The sequence below is a fragment of the Halolamina sp. genome (genome assembly GCF_036626355.1).
Lineage (GTDB): Archaea > Halobacteriota > Halobacteria > Halobacteriales > Haloferacaceae > Halolamina.
This window is the reverse complement of the sequence record NZ_JAZKRY010000013.1, coordinates 23852-41004: the sequence shown is the minus strand read 5'-3', so window position 1 is coordinate 41004 and position 17153 is coordinate 23852. Positions and strand designations below refer to the sequence as shown.

Here is a 17153-nt window from a genome sequence, read left to right as displayed (position 1 = left end):
ACAGCGCCTCGTTCTCCCGCGGGCGGTTAACCGAAGTTCTGTTTGAAAGCCTCGAGGGGGACGTCTAACCAGTCACGGCGCGCGACCTGTCGCGAGCCCCGTCTCGCGGCCCCGGAGCTTACGCCCTGACTGTGTCGAGCCAGTCACGGCCCTCGACCTGTCGCGAGCCCCGTCTCGCGGCCCCGGAGCTTACGCCGTGACTGTGTCGAGCCAGCCATCAAAACAGTAGCCATTTTAGACACGGCCCCCTCGTACCGGCACCATGGCGACCCACGAGGCCACCTGGCGCTACCGCGACCGGTTCGGCGACCGGTACGGCCGCACCTACTTCCGCCGGTTCGGCCCGGGCGTCGTCTCTTCGATCGGCGTCGGGACGTATCTCGGTGCGCCGACCGATGCCGTCGACAACCGGTACCGGGAGGCCATCGTCACCGCGCTCGAGCACGGCTGTAACGTCATCGACACTGCCATCAACTACCGCTGTGGCCGCTCCGAGCGGGTCGTCGGCGAGGCGCTCGCGGACGCGGCGGTGGACCGCGAATCCGTCGTCGTCGCAACCAAAGGCGGCTTCATCCCCTTCGTCGGTACACGGCCGGACGACCCGGGCGCCTACATCCGCCGGGAGTTCCTCGAGCCGGGACTGGTAGATCCGGAGGACCTGGCGAAGGGGAGCCACTGCATCGCCCCCGAGTTCCTCTCGACGATGCTCGACCGTTCCCGGGCAGCGCTGTCCGTGGAGACCATCGACTGTTACTACGTCCACAACCCCGAGACACAGCTGACAGCGCGGAGTCCTGAGGAGGTCTACGACCAGCTCCAGGCCGCCTTCGAGCTACTGGAACAGGCCATCGAGAACGGCCGGATCGGCCGCTACGGCGTCGCCAGTTGGGAGGCGTTCCGGGTGCCGCCGGATCACGAGAAGCATCTCGCGCTGTCGGAGGTAGTCGCCCGCGCGGAGGCCGCCGCCGAAGCGGTCGGAAAGCCGCCGGATGCACACGGCTTCGAAGCGCTCCAACTCCCGTTCAACGTCCACATGGCCGACGGGTTCACCGCCACGCACCACAACTCTCCGGCGAACGGTGAGCCGATCAGCGCGTTGTCGTTCGCCGAGCAGGAGGGGCTCTCGGTGTTCGCCAGCGCAAGCGTGCTCCAGGGGGAGCTCGTCGAGGGGCTCCCGCCGGAGGTCGCCGCAGAGCTGGCGGGAGATACACCCGTCCAGCGCGCGATCAACTTCACGCGCTCGGCGCCTGCGGTGACGTGTGCGCTCGTGGGGATGGGTCGCCCGACACACGTCCGGGAGAACCTGGCTGCGGGGACGTTCGACCCTCTCGGCGCCGCGGCGTTCGATGCCGTCTTCGAGTGACGCGACTCCAGTAGCTGACACCGCGTAACCAGCTTCGAGGAGCGTTGTCGGAACCTTCTTTAGATGCTGACCAGGTTCATTAGACGATGGGAGTACTCTGGCTCGACGACGTTCGTGCCGCGGACCTCGAAACGGTCGGCGGGAAGGGCGCTTCTCTCGGTGAACTCACCGAGGCGGGGCTTCCCGTGCCGCCGGGGTTCGTTGTCTCGGCGGGAACGTATCGAGCGTTCATTGAGGAAGCCGGAATCGATGACGAACTGTTCGCGGCGATGGACTTGGACCCGGAGGACTCCACCGCGTTGAAGCGAGCCTCCGAGACGGCCCACGAACTGATTCTCGGCACGCCACTGCCGGAGTCGGTTCGGGAGGAGATCATCTCGGCGTACCGAAGTATCGGCGACGGCGAGGCGTTCGTTGCGGTGCGCTCCTCGGCGACGGCCGAGGACCTCCCCGATGCCTCCTTCGCCGGGCAGCAGGAGACGTTCCTCAACGTCACGGAGGCTGCGCTTATCGACCGCGTGAAGGAGTGTTGGGCGTCGCTGTTCTCTCAGCGGGCGATCTACTACCGCGAACGCCAGGATTTCCCCCACGATGCGGTCGATATCGCAGTCGTCGTCCAGCGGATGGTCGACGCCGAGAAGTCCGGCGTGATGTTCACCTCCCACCCCTCGACGGGCGAGAAGCGCCTGATCATCGAGGCCGCATGGGGGCTCGGCGAAGCGGTCGTCTCGGGCACTGTCTCCCCGGACAACTACGTCTACGACCGGACCGCCGACACGGTCGACGAGGTGACCGTCGCCGACAAGAAGGTCAAGATGGTCAAAGACGAGGAGACCGGCGAGACCGTCGAACTCGATGTCGAGGAGTCACGGCGCAACGAGCGTGTGCTCTCCGACGAGGAGATCGAGAAGCTGGTGGTGCTGGGCGAGCGTGTCGAAGACCACTACGAGACCCCACAAGACGTCGAGTGGGCCATCGTCGGCGACGAGGTGTACATGCTGCAGTCTCGACCGATCACCACCATCGCCGATGAGGAGGGTGAGCTCACCGAGGAGCGCCAGACCACGGGCAACGAGAGCGGCGACGTGCTCGTCCGGGGGCTCGGTGCGTCGCCGGGCATCGTCTCGGGTGAGGTCCGGGTGGTCACTCAACTTGACGAACTCGACAAGGTCGGCGATGGCGACGTCCTCGTCACCGAGATGACGATGCCGGACATGGTGCCGGCGATGAAGCGTGCGGCGGGCATCGTCACCGACGAGGGGGGGATGACGAGTCACGCCGCTATCGTCTCCCGCGAACTCGGCGTCCCGGCGGTCGTCGGCACCGGAAGCGGCTCCCGAGAGCTGAAAGACGACCAGATCGTCACCATCGACGGCGACAAGGGGACCGTTATCTCCGGTCGCACCGAACCCGCCGAGCCGGAGCACGAGCCCGTCGAAGAGGTCCGCCCGAAGACGCCGGTCAAACCCATGACTGCGACGGAGGTCAAAGTCAACGTCTCCATCCCGGAGGCCGCCGAGCGTGCGGCCGCGACCGGTGCAGACGGCGTCGGCCTGCTCCGGATGGAGCATATGGTGCTCACGTTGGGCAAGACGCCAGAGCGGTATATCGAAGCGGAAGGTGAGAAAGCCTACCAGGACCAGCTCGTCGACGGCATCCAGGGCGTCGCCGAAGAGTTCTACCCCCGGCCCGTCCGGGTGCGGACCCTCGACGCGCCGACCGACGAGTTCCGCTCGATGGAGGGCGGCAAGGACGAGCCCGTCGAGCACAACCCGATGCTCGGCTGGCGCGGCGTCCGGCGCAGCCTCTCGAAGCCGGGCGTGTTCCAGCACGAACTGGCGGCGTTCCGCCGACTCTACGAGATGGGCTACGACAACGTGGAGCTGATGCTCCCCCTCGTGAACGACGCCGCGGACGTGATCCAGGCGAAGAAGCTGATGGAGGAGGCCGGCATCGACACCGAGAAGCGCAAGTGGGGCGTGATGATCGAGACGCCCGCGAGCGCCCTCACCGTGGAGGACATGGCCGAGGAGGGCATCGACTTCGCTTCCTTCGGGACGAACGACCTCACCCAGTACACGCTGGCGGTCGACCGGAACAACAGTCACGTCGCGGACCGGTTCGACGAGCTCCACCCCGCTGTGCTGGAGCTCATCGCCGACACCATCGAGACGTGCCGTGAACTCGACGTCGAGACCTCCATCTGCGGGCAGGCCGGCTCGAAGCCGGAGATGGTGAACTTCCTCGTCGAGGAGGGGATCTCCAGCATCTCGGCGAACATCGACGCGGTTCGGGACGTTCAGCACGAAGTGAAGCGGGTCGAGCAGCAGCTGATTCTGGACTCGGTGCGCTAGGCCTGCGCACCGCGGTTCGCTTTGCAGGAGTAGGGGAGTGCCCGCGAGCCAGGAGCCGATCTTACCCGACGAGAGCCGGGTACAGCCCGACGGTTCGAAGCTGTATGTGTACCACTGCCAAAGGTTCACGGCAGCTGTCAGCGACAGCGGGACGATGAGCAACCTGTCAGCAGACCGGGTTCGGAAACTCGACTCGCTCGTCCACAACTGGCTACCGGAGGCGGATATCCCAGGTGCCAGCGTCGTCGTGTTCGATACCGACGGCGAGCTGTACGCCGAAGGCTTCGGGGCCCGCGACCTCGAGAGCAACGCCCCCGCGACCCCCGAGACGCTGTACGGTGTCGGCTCGATTACGAAGCCGATCACCATCGCCGAACTGCTCTCGCACACGTCGGGGATGCCGACGACCAGCGCCGGCCTGCTCTCGCAGGCCGTCGAGGGCTACCCAGCCGGCGTGGCGGACGAAGCGGACCGCGAGCGACTGGTCCGGGAGGCGACGGAGCTCCGGGTGACTGACCGCGAGCGGTTCTTCTACTACAACACCGGTTACGACGTGCTCGGGCGCGTCATCGAGTCCGTCGACGGTCGCACTTACGCCGAGTACATCCAGGAGGAGCTGATGGCGCCGCTGGGGATGCACCGGGCGACGTTCCACAGGGAGAGTTTCGAATCCGACGACGACCAACTCACTGCGACAGTCGAACGCGATCGGGGCGGGATAGCGGTGACCATCTCCGAGTCGTGGGGTGAGGAGGAGTTCACCGCCTACCCGGAGACGCTGGCTCCCGACGACCACACGTTCTACACACGTTCACGGCTGCAGCGGGCGTGAGCCGGGGCGGGGGCGCCGAATTCGGCTACTCCCCGTGGAGCCGCCAGCGCTGGACGAACAGGTCGTGGTGGTCGTCGTGCTCCTCGAAGCGGAGTTCGGTCCGGGCGCCGTCGGCGCTGACACTGTAGAACTCGGTTTCGTCGGGATCGAGCGACTCCGGCACGAGCGGCATCGTCTGGTCGCCACGACCGGCAGAGAGCGTGAGTGAGAGGCCGCCCGCCTCCCGCTCGACCTCGCCGCTCATCAGCCCGCGGGAGGACTCGTACTCCCCGGTCAGCCCATCGCGTTTCGCCGCAAGCGCGTAGTGGGGTTCGACCTGCTCTGGCTCCTCGCCCTGCAGAATCGCCAGCAGCGCGGGGCCGACGTGCATCGGGTGCGGGTCGGCACTGGTGTTACAGAGCACGACCACGCCGAGGCCCTCGTCCTCGAGGAACCCCTGCCACGCCGTCGAGACGCCGACACTGCCGCCGTGGGCCACCATGCGGTCGTCGAGATACTCCTCGATCATCCAGCCGTAGCCGTACCCCTGTTCGGCGCCGTCGATGCGGGTCTTCCGGGTCGAGTGCTGTTCGTGGGCCTGGGCGACCGTCTCCTCCTCCAGCAGGCGCGTGCCGTCGACTTCGCCGCCGCGCATCTGGCAGCGGAGATACGTCGCGAGTTCCGAAACCGACGAGACGATACCGCCCGGCGCTTCGACGTTCCGGTCGAACGGGAAGCCACCCTCCGTCGAGCCGTCGTCGCCGGGGTAGTAGGGGGTCATGCGGTCCTCCTCTCCGTCGAAGGCGTCGCGGTCGAACGTCGTCCGGGCCATATGTAGTGGCTCGAACACCCGGTCCTCGACGGCCGCAGCGAACGACTGGCCGGTCACTGCCTCCACGATCTCGCCGAGGACGGTGTACCCGGAGTTGTAGTAGAAGAACTCCTCGCGGTCGGTCACCCGGTCGTCGGCGGCGTCGGCGACGTAGCGCCCGAAGTCAGCTTCGCCGGAGACGGGTACCTCCGTCGGGTCGACGCCCATGTACCGCTGGATGAGCGCGACGGCCATCCCGTCGCTCGGGAACCCCGAACTGTGGGTCAGAAGCTCCCGCAGCGTCGGCGGCTCGCCCGGCGCGTCCGCGTAGCGGTCGACGTACTCGGTCACCGGGTCCGAGAGCGAGAGCTCGCCCTCCTCGACGAGCGAGAGTACCGCAACCCCGGTGAACGATTTCGAGCAGGAGCCGATGCCGAACAGTGTCTCCTCGGTGGCCGGCGTGTTGTGCTCGAGATCGCGCGCACCGAACCCCTCGGCGTAGCGGGTGCCGTCTCGATCCACCACGGCAACGGCGGCGCCCGGGACGCTCGCCTCGGCAAGCCAGTCACTGACGAACGATTCCAGGTCGCGGCGCGTCTCCGAATCGAGGTCGGAACTCATGTGGGGTTCCTTCACACGGGCGAGCAAAAGCGTGTGTACAGGGGCAAGCGTCGCAGCAGCACGGGTCGCCGTCGCCACCGACCCGGGGAGCATCTGTCGTCGAGACCACTGTCGAGGTCAGCCGCCGAGACCACCACTTGCTAAGAATTAATAGCTGAGGCTATCTAAGTTCACATATGACCGTCGTCAGCGTCTCCATGCCCGAAGAGCTGCTCAATCGCATCGACAACTTCGCCGACGAGCACGGCTACACCGGTCGGAGCGAAGTCGTTCGGGAGGCCGCCCGGAACCTCCTCGGGGAGTTCGAGGACCGCCGGCTGGAGGACCGTCAGCTCATGGCCGTCGTCACTGTGCTGTTCGAGTACGAAACCACGAACGTCGAGGAGCGGATGATGCAGCTTCGTCACGAACACGAGGGGCTGGTCGCTTCGAACTTCCACTCCCACGTCGGCGGCCACCATTGTATGGAGCTGTTCGTCCTGGAGGGGAGTCTCGCGGACGTGTCGACGTTCGTCGGCAAGATCCGGGCGACCCGTGACACGCTCACCGTGGACTACTCCGTCACGCCGGTCGACGATTTCGACCCTGCAGCAGGGCTGGAGTCCGGCGAGGACGGAGACGGCCACGGGCACGGCCACAACTAGCCACAGAAAGACGGTACAACCCGAACGGCCGGCCGGCGTTCAGAGCCAGCCGGCGTCGACCGCATCGACCAGTTCCGAATCTGCCTGCCGCCAGTTCTCGCTTGCCCGTTCGTAGAGCGCGTTCGCCCGTTCAGTCGCCACAGCAACCGCGGCGTCGGGGTCGGCGTCGACGAACGTGCCGTCCCGGAGCACCGCGTCGCCGGCCACGAAGCTGTCCCGGACCTCCCGGCCAGTCGTGGAGTAGACGAGGTTCGGGACGGCGGTGTGGAGCGGGGAGTCGACCACCGGCGCCGTCGAGAGCCGGTCGGTCTCGACGACGATGAGGTCCGCCCGCGTGCCTTCCTCCAGCGTTCCGACCTCGTCGTCGATGCCGAGCGCACGGGCGCCGCCGACCGTCGCCATCCGGAGCGCGGCCCAGGCAGGCAGCGCCGTCGGGTCGGTGTGTTCGACTTTCGAGAGCGTCGCCGCAGTCCGGGCCTCCCGGAACATGGAGTGATGACCCGGCCCGGGCGCCTGGTCCGTCCCGATACCGACAGCGGCGCCGTATTCGCGGAACTCCGCGACCGGCGGGACGATGCCGTCGATCGCCGAGATGGAGGAGGGGCAGCCGAGCATCGCCGCACCTCCCGAAGCGAGGCGCTCGCGTTCGGCCGGCGTCGCGCCGTGGCAGTGGACCGCAACCAGCGAGTCGTCGACGATCCCGAGTTCGTCGAGCACCGAGACGGTCGACTCGTCGGCGCCGTAGCGTTCCTCGATCTGGATGGCCTCGCGCTCGCCCTGAGCGGTGTGGAGGTGGAGTTTCGTGTCGCGCTCTTCGGCGTGGCGCTGGACCGTCTCGAGCAGCTCAGGCGAGACCATATCAAGCGCCTGCGGGCCGTAGGCCGGCGTCACCAGGGGATCGTCGCCGAACTGCTCGAACAGGTTATCCGCCCGGGCCAGCGCCGTTTCACCCTGGTCGCGGTCGAAGGGGTAGAGGTCGCGGGGGCCCAGGTCGCTCCGGTCGTCGGGCACCTCGTTGATGGTCTCGACGGCGACGACGCCGACACCGAGGGGCTGGTACACCTCCGCCACCAGCGTGCCGACCTCGCCAGCGTACTCACAGAGCGTCGTCGCCCCGCCGCGAACCGCTTCCAGCACCCCGAGTCGGGCGCCAGCCACCCGGTCGGCCTCGTCGGCCTGGGCCGAGAGCGGGCCCAGCGCGCGGTTCATCCATTCGATTTCGGGGACGTCCTGTGCACCACCGCGCAGCAGCGTGTGGCTCGTGTGGGCGTGAGCGTTGACGAGCCCCGGCATGATGACGCCGCCCTCGGCGTCGACGATGTCCGTACTGTCCGGGTCGGGTGCTTCTGTGGCCTCGCCGACGTAGGTGATGCGGCCGTCCTCGATGGCGACGGCGCCGTCGTCGACGATTCCAAGCTGGTCCCCCCGCATCGTGAGGAGTGTTCCGCCAGTGACGAGTCGGTCCATGGCCGGCCGGTCGGGGCGGGGGTTCTTCAAAGTTCGGCGGGGCCGGCTGGGACGGGATGCGGTCGGTACGGCGGGGCGAAACCGCAAGCAGGCTTCTCCTGTTTTCGCCCCTACATGTCTCTGTGACCGAGTGCGTGTTCATCATGGGTACGGCGGGCCGGGACTTTCACGACCTCAACGCCGCCTACCGCGGGCGCAACGACGCGACGGTCGTCACGTTCACCCGTGCGCCGGGGCAGAACGTCGCCGAAACGGCGGAACGCAGCCTCGAGCGCACCATCGAGAACGCCGGCCCTGAACTCGTGCTCGCGGGGGCGCCCCACGTCCTCGAGAACGTTATCGACGTGAACATCCCGATTGTGCGGGTGCGCTACCGAGCCGAACCGAAGGGGTTCATAGTGATTACTGCGAATCGGTGCATCGACGGTGTCGAAAGCCGCCGGTTCAGGGGCTCCCATCACCGACACGGATGGTCACGGCGGGACAGACTCGCAGTAATCACTATCAGCTTCGGTGGCCTGGTCGACCGCCACGCCGACGAGTTGGGGCTGGAACAGGGAGCTCGCACCGAGCAGACCGGTGATAGCCGCTTCTGGCACAGCTCGCGCACCCGCGCGCTTTTCCGGCTCCGCTACCTCCAGGTGGTATGGGAACGCAGGAATCCGAGGAGCCGGACACCGGCGACGGCTTCGACGCCGACGAGCGGCGCTCGTCGAGCGGTCAGACTGCGTCTGAGGACGCCGATCGGGACGAAGTCGTCGTGTTCAGCGACTACGTCTGTCCGTTCTGCTATCTCGGGCGCGCCTCGCTCGAACAGTACCGTGAACAGCGCGACGCGCCGCTCGAGGCCGAGTGGCACCCGTTCGACCTCCGGGGCCATCGGCGCGACGAGAGCGGCGCAATCCAGGAGGACGTCGACGACGGGAAAGACGAGGCGTACTTCGAGCGCGTCCGCGAAAACGTCGAGCGCCTGGGCGAGACGTACGACGCCGAGATCGATATCGACGCCGTGCCTGATACGGACTCCTGGGACGCACAGCAGGCCGCTCTCTACGTCCGCGAGGAGCACCCCGAACAGTTCGACGCGTTCGACGACGCGCTGTTCGAGGCGTTCTGGATCGACCACCGTGATATCGGCGACGAGGCGGTCATCGTCGAGGTGGCCGAATCGGTCGGCCTGGACGGCGAGAGGGTCCGCAAGGCAGTGACCGACGAGGAGTGGGCCGACCGACTGGCGGACTCGTTCAAGCAGACCCGCCAGCGCGGCGTGACCGGCGTCCCCACGTTCGCAAAGGACGGCCACGCAGCCCGCGGGGCCGTTCCGCCGGAGCAGCTCCGCCGGCTCATCGAAGGGTAACGCCGTGGGTAAACCGCGTCGGGGTTGCGGAGCGCAGCGGGTTCCGGGAATTCGATCCCACGCTGAATCTATCCAAATCAGGCAGAGCACTCATTCTGAACGCGTTGGAGTCGGATGGCTGCCAGTTTCAGGGTAACCCAGCGGGTTCCCCCCCAGCGAGCCGACGAACCCGCGGGCTGGGCGTCGGCGCGCTGGGCGCGCTCGGGCAACAGGGCGGGAGCGACCTACTTGCCGGCCGCTGCGAGACGAAGTAGCGGCAGGGCTGGCTCGTTCCCAAGAAACACTTATACCTTGATTCCGTTAGCCACGACGTCGCGATGCCGGTCCGGGCGGGGTAGGGGCCATCCGGGGCGGCACGCGACGATGCGCGCATCGTCGTGGCTCGGTCAGACGTGACCGTTCGCCCACGGCGGTTTATCCGAGATACTGAAACGCTCACGACCGACGGGAGCGAGCGGCAACCGATCTCGGACCCGCGAAGAGGAGACACTCCACGAGCCACCCCGCCGCCGACCCGCAGGGCTTTAGCCGCCGAGCCACCGAGAGAGCGCTATGTCGCAGAGTATCGTCGAGGAGTTCCTCTCCCTGAAAGCCGACACCGATGCCGACCTGCTGCTGATGCAGTGTGGGGACTTCTACGAGTTCTTCGCCGAGGACGCCGAGGTCGTCGCCGATGAACTCGATCTCACGGTCTCCCAGAAATCCTCGCACGGCTCCTCCTACCCGATGGCGGGCGTCCCGCTTTCGGAGCTCACCCCCTATCTCACCGCGCTGGTCGAGCGCGGCTACCGCGTCGCTGTCGCCGACCAGTTCGAGACCGAGGACGGCTCCAAATATCGCGAAATCACGCGCCTCGCCTCGCCCGGTACCCTGCTGGAAACGACTGACGACGAGGCGCAGTATCTCGCTGCGGTGGTGGAAGGCGACGCCGCACGTGGAGGCGCGTCGTCCGAGTCGGAAGGCCGCTACGGCCTCGCCTTCGCCGACATCACCACCGGGCGTTTTCTCGTGACCGCAGTCGAGGACGCCGACGCCGCCCAGGCCGAGCTCTATCGCTTCTCCCCCACGGAGCTTCTCCCCGGCCCGTCGGTCCGAAACGACGACGCGCTTCTGAACCGGGTTCAGGACCGACTCGACCCCACGCACACCCTCCGCCCGAGCGAGGAGTTCGGCCCGGCCCGCGCGCGCCACCGCGTGACCGAGCAGTTCGGCGAGGCAGCCCTCGACAGTATCGGCTTCGAGGACAGCCGGTCGCCTGCAGTCGCCGCCGCGGGCGCAGTGCTCGCGTACGTCGACGACACCGGCGCGGGCGTGACGGCGGCGATGACCCGCCTCCAGCAGTACGAGTCGAGCGACCACCTCAACCTGGACGCGACCACCCAGCGCAATCTCGAACTGGTCGAGACGATGCACGGTGGCGCCAGTGGCTCGCTGTTCGACACCATCGACGCCACCGTCAGCTCCCCAGGCCGGCGGCTGCTCAAGGAGTGGCTCACGCGGCCGCGGCGGAATCGCGAGGAGCTGAGCCGGCGCCACGACGCCGTGGAGGCACTGGCCTCGGCGGCGCTGGCCCGCGAGCACGTGCGGGAGAGCCTTGAGGACGCCTACGATCTGGAGCGGCTGGCATCCAAAGCGACCTCCGGCTCGGCGGACGCCGGCGACCTACTCTCGGTGAAGCGCACGGTCGGCGTGCTGCCCGCACTCGAGGAGGCCATCGACGGCACGCCACTCGCAAGCTCCCCGTTGGCGGCGGTGCTGGGCCGCCCCAACCGCGATGTTGCCGCCGCGCTGCGGGAGGCGTTGGAGGACGCGCTCAGAGAGGACCCGCCGAAAACCGTCACCCAGGGTGGCATCTTCCGCCCCGGCTACGACGAGGAGCTCGACGACCTGGTCGGGAAACACGAGGAACTGGCGGAGTTCCTCGAGGGCCTGGCCGACCGCGAGAAGCGCCGCCACGGGCTCTCACACGTCACCGTCGACCGGAACACGACCGACGGCTACTACATCCAGGTCGGCCGGAGCGTCGCCGACCAGGTGCCAGAGCACTACCGCGAGCTGAAGACGCTGAAGAACTCCAAACGGTTCGTCACCGACGAACTGGAGGAGAAGGAGCGCGAGATCATGCGGATCGAGGAGGCCCGCGGCGACCTAGAGTACGAGCTGTTCGAACAGCTCCGCGAACGAGTGGCGAGCCACGCCGAACTGCTGCAGGACGTCGGCCGGGCCGTCGCCGAGGTGGACGCGTTGGCTTCCCTCGCCCACCACGCCGCGAACAACGACTGGACACGCCCCGAACTCACCGACGGTGAGGCGCTCCACATCGAGGCCGGCCGGCATCCCGTGGTGGAAACGACGACGGAGTTCGTCCCCAACGACCTGCATCTGGACCGGGGCCGCCGGTTCCTCATCGTCACAGGGCCGAACATGAGCGGGAAATCCACCTACATGCGGCAGGCGGCGCTGATCACGCTGCTCGCCCAGGCCGGGAGCTTCGTACCCGCGCGCTCGGCGGAGGTAGGGCTGGTCGACGGTATCTACACCCGGGTCGGCGCGCTGGACGAGTTGGCGCAGGGCCGTTCGACGTTCATGGTCGAGATGCAGGAGCTCTCGAACATCCTCCACTCCGCGACGGAGGACTCGCTGGTGATTCTAGACGAAGTCGGTCGGGGGACAGCGACGTACGATGGGATCAGTATCGCGTGGGCCGCGACGGAGTATCTCCACAACGAGGTGCGGGCGAAAACGCTGTTTGCAACCCACTATCACGAACTGACGACGCTGGCAACCCACCTCGACAGTGTCGCGAACGTCCACGTCGCTGTCGACGGCGACCCCGATTCGGGCGATGGGGACGTGACGTTCCTGCGGACAGTCAGGGACGGCCCGACCGACCGCTCCTACGGGATCCACGTCGCCGACCTGGCTGGGGTTCCACGGCCCGTCGTGGATCGCGCGGGCGACGTGCTCGACCGGCTGCGCCAGGAGAAAGCCATCGAGGCACGCGGCTCGGGCGGGGATGGGGAGACGAAGCAGGCAGTGTTCGACCTCTCCTCCGGGAGCTTCCAGAAGGGAGCGCCGAAGCAACCAACCGATGCCGAACAGGAGCCCCTCGCCGGGGATGGACGAGGCGCAGATGTATCGTCGGCCGAGTCCGAAGCCGAGCGCCTGGACCCCGAGTCCGAAGCGGTGCTGGCGGACCTGCACGAGACCGAGATCGCGGAGCTCTCGCCGGTCGAACTGATGGCCCGCGTCGAAGAGTGGCAGTCCCGACTGGAGTAAGCCGAGCGCATCGTTCTTTTACCCCCGCGCCGTGGGTTCGGGCATGTCCAGCGGCGAACCAGTGACCGGAGGCGGTCCCGCATGAGCGAGCGCTTCGCCGTCACGCAGAAGGCGGTGCTGATCGGACCCGAACCGCAAAAACGCATCCTCCTGCTCGAGAACGAGGACGGCATCTGGGAGCTCCCGGGCGGGCAGCTCTACGTTGGTGAGGACCCAGAACGGGGGCTCAAACGGGCAATCAGCGAGGTGACCGGACTCGACGTGCAGGTTGGCGAGCCGGTGCTGACGACGGCGTGGGAGCTCGGTGCAGACGGCGCGTTCGCCGCAATCTACGTCGCTCACAGCACGACGGAGCAGGCGTCGCTGGCCGGCGGGCATGCACGGGCCGTCTGGCTCGACCCCGAACTGGCCGTGAAAAGAGAGCTGAACGACACCCAGCGGCACGCAATCACGCGTGCCACAGAGACAGAGCCGTGAGCGAGGACAGTGACACGCCCGCGGGGCGGGACGGCGACAGTCCGAGTATCACCTCACTCGACGAGGCGACGGTGCAGCGCATCGCCGCCGGCGAGGTGGTCGAGCGCCCCGCCTCGGTGGTGAAGGAACTGCTGGAGAACGGCCTCGACGCCGACGCCTCCCGGGTATCTGTTGCTGTCGAACGCGGCGGGAAAGACGGCATCCGGGTCCGGGACGACGGCGTGGGAATGACTGAAGCCGAACTCGACCTTGCGGTCCGGGACCACCACACCTCCAAAATCGGCGATATCTCGGACCTGGAGGCCGGCGTCGGTACGCTCGGCTTTCGGGGCGAGGCGCTGGCAGCCGTCGGCGCCGTCTCGCAGATGACGCTGCGCTCGAAACCCCGCGGCGGCGAGATGGGCCACGAACTCACGGTTACCGGCGGCGATATCGGAACGGCCGGACCGGCCGGCTGTCCCGTCGGCACCGTCGTCGAGGTGGCGGACCTGTTCTTCAACGTCCCCGCGCGGCGGAAGTTCCTCAAAACCGACGCCACGGAGTTCGACCACGTCAACACCGTCGTCACCCAGTACGCGCTGGCAAACCCCGACGTGGCCGTCTCGCTGGAGCACGACGGCCGCGAGGTGTTCGCGACGGAGGGGAACGGCGACCTGCGCTCGACGGTGCTCTCAGTCTACGGCCGCGAAGTGGCCGAGGCGATGGTCGACGTCGAGTGGCGTGCGGAGGGAGCTACCGCCGACGCGGAGGCTACGGAAGTGGACGAGTCGGTGCTCACGGTCCAGGGGCTCGTCTCCCACCCCGAAACGACACGCGCAGGCCGTGAGTATCTCTCGACGTTCGTCAACGACCGCTACGTCACCGCATCGGTGCTTCGCGAGGCCGTACTCGACGCCTACGGCGGCCAGTTGGCGAGCGACCGCTACCCGTTCGCGGTCCTGTTCGTCGAGGTCGACCCCGTGATGGTCGACGTGAACGTCCACCCGCGGAAGATGGAGGTCCGCTTCGACGACGAGGCGGGTGTGAAGAAGACCGTCGAGGAGGCGGTGACGGCGGCGCTGCTCGACCACGGGCTGGTCCGCCGGTCGGCGCCGCGGGGGCGCTCGAAGGCCGACGAGGCGGCGGTGAGCCCGGGCGACGATGAGGTGGTTGGCGGTGCGAACACTCCTCACGAGACAGAGAGCGGTGTCACAGAGCGCCGGAGGGAACGCTCTGAGAGCGGGAGTTCGCGGCAGCGTTCGGGACTCGATCGGTCCGGTGGGTCCAGCAGTTCCAGAACGACCAGCGGTGATCCCCATTCGCCCACAGAACACAGCAGCGACGCACCGGGTGGTGACTCCGACACTGGGGAGTCAGCACGCGCCGACGCCGAAGCGTCCGGCGAGAGCCTCGAGGAGTGGACCGACGGGAGCGATAGCGGCGACGAGGATCCACCGGCGAAGGCGAGCGACGCGGCGACCGTCGACCGAGCCAGCACGTCATCCAGCGATGACTGGGCAGTCGACCTCTCCAGCGGGTCGGTAACCTCTTCAGCGAACCAACCCGAGAGCACCGAGGCCGGCGGCCAGAATCGCGTCCCTGAGTCAGGAACGGAACCTGGAGTGGAGCAGCCCGCCGACGCAGCCGGCACAGACCATGGCCCCGACCAGTCCTTCACTGCGGCTCGACAGCAGGCCCTCGGCGGCGGCGAGGTCGACACGGGCGGCGAGTTCGATTCGTTGCCGGCCATGCGGGTGCTCGGGCAGCTGCACGACACCTACGTCGTCGCCGAGACGGACGGCGGACTGGTACTGGTCGACCAGCACGCCGCCGACGAGCGGGTTAACTACGAGCGGTTGCGCCGGCAGTTCGCCGACGGGATGGCGACCCAGGCGCTCGCCTCACCAGTCGAGATCGAACTCACCGCGCGGGAGGCCGAACTGTTCGCGAGCCACGCCGACGCGCTGGCGGAACTCGGGTTCGACGCCGAGCAGCGGGCTGACCGCAGCGTCGCAGTAATCGCGGTACCGGCGGTGTTCGACACGACACTGGAGCCAGAACTGCTCCGGGACGTGCTCGGCGCGTTCGTCTCCGGCGACGGCGAGGAGGCCGTCGACGACGTGGCCGACGAACTGCTCGCGGATCTGGCGTGCTACCCCTCGGTGACAGGAAACACCTCGCTGACCGAGGGCTCGGTGAGCGATCTGCTGTCAGCGCTCGATAGCTGTGAGAACCCCTACGCCTGCCCGCACGGCCGACCGGTGGTTATCGAGCTTTCGGACGATGAAATCGGCGAGCGGTTCGAGCGTGACTATCCGGGGCACGCCGGACGCCGGCGAGAATGAGGCGGCGTCGGCCACGCAGGACGCCGGGGGAAATACTCAGCAGGAAACTCAGGTAAGCTTCGACAGCGTCTCCCGGAGGAACGAGGAGGGGACGAATCGGCTCTGGGGTTCGTACTCCAGCCCGCGGTCCCACGCGAGTAGCGTCAGCGCCGTCGGCTCGGCGGCGAACACTGTCGCGTGAAGCGCGCGATGGTCGGCCTCGTCGACGCGATTCCGGTGGCGCTCCAGCAGACCCTCCACCCCCGTCTCGATACCCCCGCGGTCACCCTCGACGGCGCCACGCAGCAGCCTCGTCGTACCTTCGGCCCACGGATTCCCGGGGTGGGTGTGGTTTAGCGCCTCGAACGCGTCCTCGCCTCTGCGCGCCGGCCGAACTCCTCGGGCGTCCTCGCGTCGGTCCCGCATCGCTGTTCGCTCTCCTCGTAGCGCCGGTGGGCCAGCGACTCCTCCTCCGAGGAGAACGGAACGTCGAGCATGGGCGGAATCAGGACGGGACGGCGAAAATCGCATCGCTATTCGTATCAGGTGAGAGCAATCGAAAAATCGGTCGCTCGAGCCGCAGTCGGGCGGTACGGAGAACCGCGAATCGGACCGATTATCGCCGCAGGAGGGCGCCGCCGACCGCGCCAACGACGACGCCGGCACCGAACGCGAGACCGGCGGTTTTGCGTCGCCGCTCGGCCACTTCCGCGGGGAAGTACTCCTCAGTCAGGTCGACCATGCGCTCGCCCAGGTGTTCCCGGACGACAGCGCTCTCCTCGCTCTCGAGAGCGCGGCGCTTCATCGCCTCGAATCGGGCGCTCGCGGTTCCCTCGATGGGGATGGCGGCTTCTCGGTCGGCAGTCGAACGGTCGGCTCCGGAACGGCGGATCTTACTGATGTCCATAGTTACGGATTGTCTGCTGAGGGGATAACTGTTGCGTGACGCGGGACAGAATTGCGGACGGTCCGGATGGCCTCCCATTCGGCAGTTCTCAGAGCGGGAAGCGGGCAATCGTCTCGTACTCTGAGCCCGCAGCGCTGAGCTCCGAGCGCTTGAGTTTGAGCTCCGAGACCGCGAACCGGCCCACGGTCGGCCCGAGGTCGCGCAGCCGGTCCTGGATCAGCTCCTTCCCGCGGGGATCGTTCATCCGGGCGAGCGTGAAATGCGGGGTGAACGCGTGGTCCTCGGCGTCGAAACCGAGTTCGGTGGTTTCGGCCTCCAGCGCGTCGTGGAGCCGGACCAGTTCGTCGGCGCCGTCACGGACACCGGTCCAGAGCACCGAGATGTACTCCGGCGAGGGGAAGACACCGATGCCACCGACTTCCGTCTCGAACGGACCGCTCGCGACGCTTTCCCCGGTTTCCTCGGCTGGTTCCGGCTGCTGCCCACCCTTGTAGGCGTCGACGGCGGCGGCGCCTGCGAGCTTCACGTCCGCGAGCCGGGTATCGCCGTACTCTCCCTCCGCATCCGCGTCGACCTCGCCGAGGAACTTCATCGTCACGTGGGCCTGCTCGGGGTCGGTGAAGCTCAGCCCCTCCGCTGCCTCGAACTCGGCCTGCAGGGTGGCGAACGCCTCCGTCAGGTCGTCCGGGAGGTCGATAGCGAAGAACAGTCGCATAGCTTGCGGGAGGGGGCGAGCGGAGCTAAACGTTTGGGGTCGGG

The 17153-nt window shown here is 67.6% G+C and carries 13 protein-coding genes; 8 read left to right on the top strand and 5 right to left on the bottom strand.

Annotated features, from left to right (window positions below; genetic code table 11):
- The first annotated feature begins 262 nt into the window (after positions 1-262).
- The 3 genes from V5A38_RS03635 to V5A38_RS03625 all read left to right on the top strand — a co-directional run bounded on the left by V5A38_RS03635 (position 263) and on the right by V5A38_RS03625 (position 4549).
- Positions 263-1363: an aldo/keto reductase gene (locus V5A38_RS03635; protein ID WP_332324388.1), complete on the top strand. Its 1101-nt coding sequence runs from the start codon at positions 263-265 to the stop codon at positions 1361-1363.
- Between the two features lie 86 nt (positions 1364-1449).
- The gene (ppsA, locus tag V5A38_RS03630; RefSeq protein ID WP_332324387.1) at positions 1450-3717 is read left to right on the top strand and encodes a pyruvate, water dikinase; all 2268 of its coding nucleotides are present in this window, start codon (positions 1450-1452) and stop codon (positions 3715-3717) included.
- A 154-nt stretch (positions 3718-3871) separates the two neighbouring features.
- Entirely contained in the window at positions 3872-4549 is a 678-nt protein-coding gene (locus V5A38_RS03625) for a serine hydrolase domain-containing protein (RefSeq protein WP_332324386.1), read from the top strand.
- A 25-nt stretch (positions 4550-4574) separates the two neighbouring features.
- On the opposite strand, the gene V5A38_RS03620 is transcribed toward V5A38_RS03625, so the two are convergent.
- Entirely contained in the window at positions 4575-5960 is a 1386-nt protein-coding gene (locus V5A38_RS03620; RefSeq protein ID WP_332324385.1) for a serine hydrolase, read from the bottom strand.
- A 176-nt stretch (positions 5961-6136) separates the two neighbouring features.
- On the opposite strand from V5A38_RS03620, the gene nikR reads away from it, so the two are divergent.
- Positions 6137-6604 (top strand): nickel-responsive transcriptional regulator NikR, encoded by a 468-nt coding sequence (nikR, locus tag V5A38_RS03615; RefSeq protein WP_332324384.1) that lies wholly within the window; start codon positions 6137-6139, stop codon positions 6602-6604.
- A gap of 39 nt (positions 6605-6643) precedes the next feature.
- On the opposite strand, the gene V5A38_RS03610 is transcribed toward nikR, so the two are convergent.
- The gene (locus V5A38_RS03610; protein WP_332324383.1) at positions 6644-8071 is read right to left on the bottom strand and encodes an amidohydrolase family protein; all 1428 of its coding nucleotides are present in this window, start codon (positions 8069-8071) and stop codon (positions 6644-6646) included.
- 646 nt (positions 8072-8717) lie between these two features.
- On the opposite strand from V5A38_RS03610, the gene V5A38_RS03605 reads away from it, so the two are divergent.
- The 4 genes from V5A38_RS03605 to mutL all read left to right on the top strand — a co-directional run bounded on the left by V5A38_RS03605 (position 8718) and on the right by mutL (position 15508).
- A complete protein-coding gene (locus V5A38_RS03605) occupies positions 8718-9428 on the top strand; it encodes a DsbA family protein (protein WP_332324382.1) in 711 nt (236 codons plus the stop codon).
- 552 nt (positions 9429-9980) lie between these two features.
- Positions 9981-12707, top strand: coding sequence for a DNA mismatch repair protein MutS (mutS, locus tag V5A38_RS03600; RefSeq protein ID WP_332324381.1), 2727 nt, complete (start codon positions 9981-9983; stop codon positions 12705-12707).
- 81 nt (positions 12708-12788) lie between these two features.
- On the top strand, positions 12789-13184 hold the full coding sequence (locus V5A38_RS03595) for an NUDIX domain-containing protein (protein ID WP_332324380.1): 396 nt from the start codon (positions 12789-12791) through the stop codon (positions 13182-13184).
- Positions 13181-15508, top strand: a complete 2328-nt coding sequence (gene mutL, locus V5A38_RS03590; protein WP_332324379.1) for a DNA mismatch repair endonuclease MutL — start codon at positions 13181-13183, stop codon at positions 15506-15508. Before V5A38_RS03595 ends, mutL begins: the two co-directional genes overlap by 4 nt.
- A gap of 48 nt (positions 15509-15556) precedes the next feature.
- On the opposite strand, the gene V5A38_RS03585 is transcribed toward mutL, so the two are convergent.
- The 3 genes from V5A38_RS03585 to thpR form a co-directional block, all read right to left on the bottom strand.
- Complete coding sequence (locus tag V5A38_RS03585; RefSeq protein ID WP_332324378.1) at positions 15557-15913, bottom strand: Imm49 family immunity protein; 357 nt, start codon at positions 15911-15913, stop codon at positions 15557-15559.
- 190 nt (positions 15914-16103) lie between these two features.
- Positions 16104-16394, bottom strand: coding sequence for a hypothetical protein (locus V5A38_RS03580; RefSeq protein ID WP_332324377.1), 291 nt, complete (start codon positions 16392-16394; stop codon positions 16104-16106).
- A gap of 88 nt (positions 16395-16482) precedes the next feature.
- Complete coding sequence (thpR, locus tag V5A38_RS03575; RefSeq protein WP_332324376.1) at positions 16483-17109, bottom strand: RNA 2',3'-cyclic phosphodiesterase; 627 nt, start codon at positions 17107-17109, stop codon at positions 16483-16485.
- Positions 17110-17153 lie beyond the last annotated feature (44 nt).

What these genes read in the sequence shown, in the direction of transcription:
- V5A38_RS03635 (WP_332324388.1), top strand. Translation starts at nt 263, where the DNA reads ATGGCGACCCACGAGGCCACCTGGCGCTACCGCGACCGGTTCGGCGAC.
- ppsA (WP_332324387.1), top strand. Translation starts at nt 1,450, where the DNA reads ATGGGAGTACTCTGGCTCGACGACGTTCGTGCCGCGGACCTCGAAACG.
- V5A38_RS03625 (WP_332324386.1), top strand. Translation starts at nt 3,872, where the DNA reads ATGAGCAACCTGTCAGCAGACCGGGTTCGGAAACTCGACTCGCTCGTC.
- V5A38_RS03620 (WP_332324385.1), bottom strand. Translation starts at nt 5,960, where the DNA reads ATGAGTTCCGACCTCGATTCGGAGACGCGCCGCGACCTGGAATCGTTC.
- nikR (WP_332324384.1), top strand. Translation starts at nt 6,137, where the DNA reads ATGACCGTCGTCAGCGTCTCCATGCCCGAAGAGCTGCTCAATCGCATC.
- V5A38_RS03610 (WP_332324383.1), bottom strand. Translation starts at nt 8,071, where the DNA reads ATGGACCGACTCGTCACTGGCGGAACACTCCTCACGATGCGGGGGGAC.
- V5A38_RS03605 (WP_332324382.1), top strand. Translation starts at nt 8,718, where the DNA reads ATGGGAACGCAGGAATCCGAGGAGCCGGACACCGGCGACGGCTTCGAC.
- mutS (WP_332324381.1), top strand. Translation starts at nt 9,981, where the DNA reads ATGTCGCAGAGTATCGTCGAGGAGTTCCTCTCCCTGAAAGCCGACACC.
- V5A38_RS03595 (WP_332324380.1), top strand. Translation starts at nt 12,789, where the DNA reads ATGAGCGAGCGCTTCGCCGTCACGCAGAAGGCGGTGCTGATCGGACCC.
- V5A38_RS03585 (WP_332324378.1), bottom strand. Translation starts at nt 15,913, where the DNA reads ATGCGGGACCGACGCGAGGACGCCCGAGGAGTTCGGCCGGCGCGCAGA.
- V5A38_RS03580 (WP_332324377.1), bottom strand. Translation starts at nt 16,394, where the DNA reads ATGGACATCAGTAAGATCCGCCGTTCCGGAGCCGACCGTTCGACTGCC.
- thpR (WP_332324376.1), bottom strand. Translation starts at nt 17,109, where the DNA reads ATGCGACTGTTCTTCGCTATCGACCTCCCGGACGACCTGACGGAGGCG.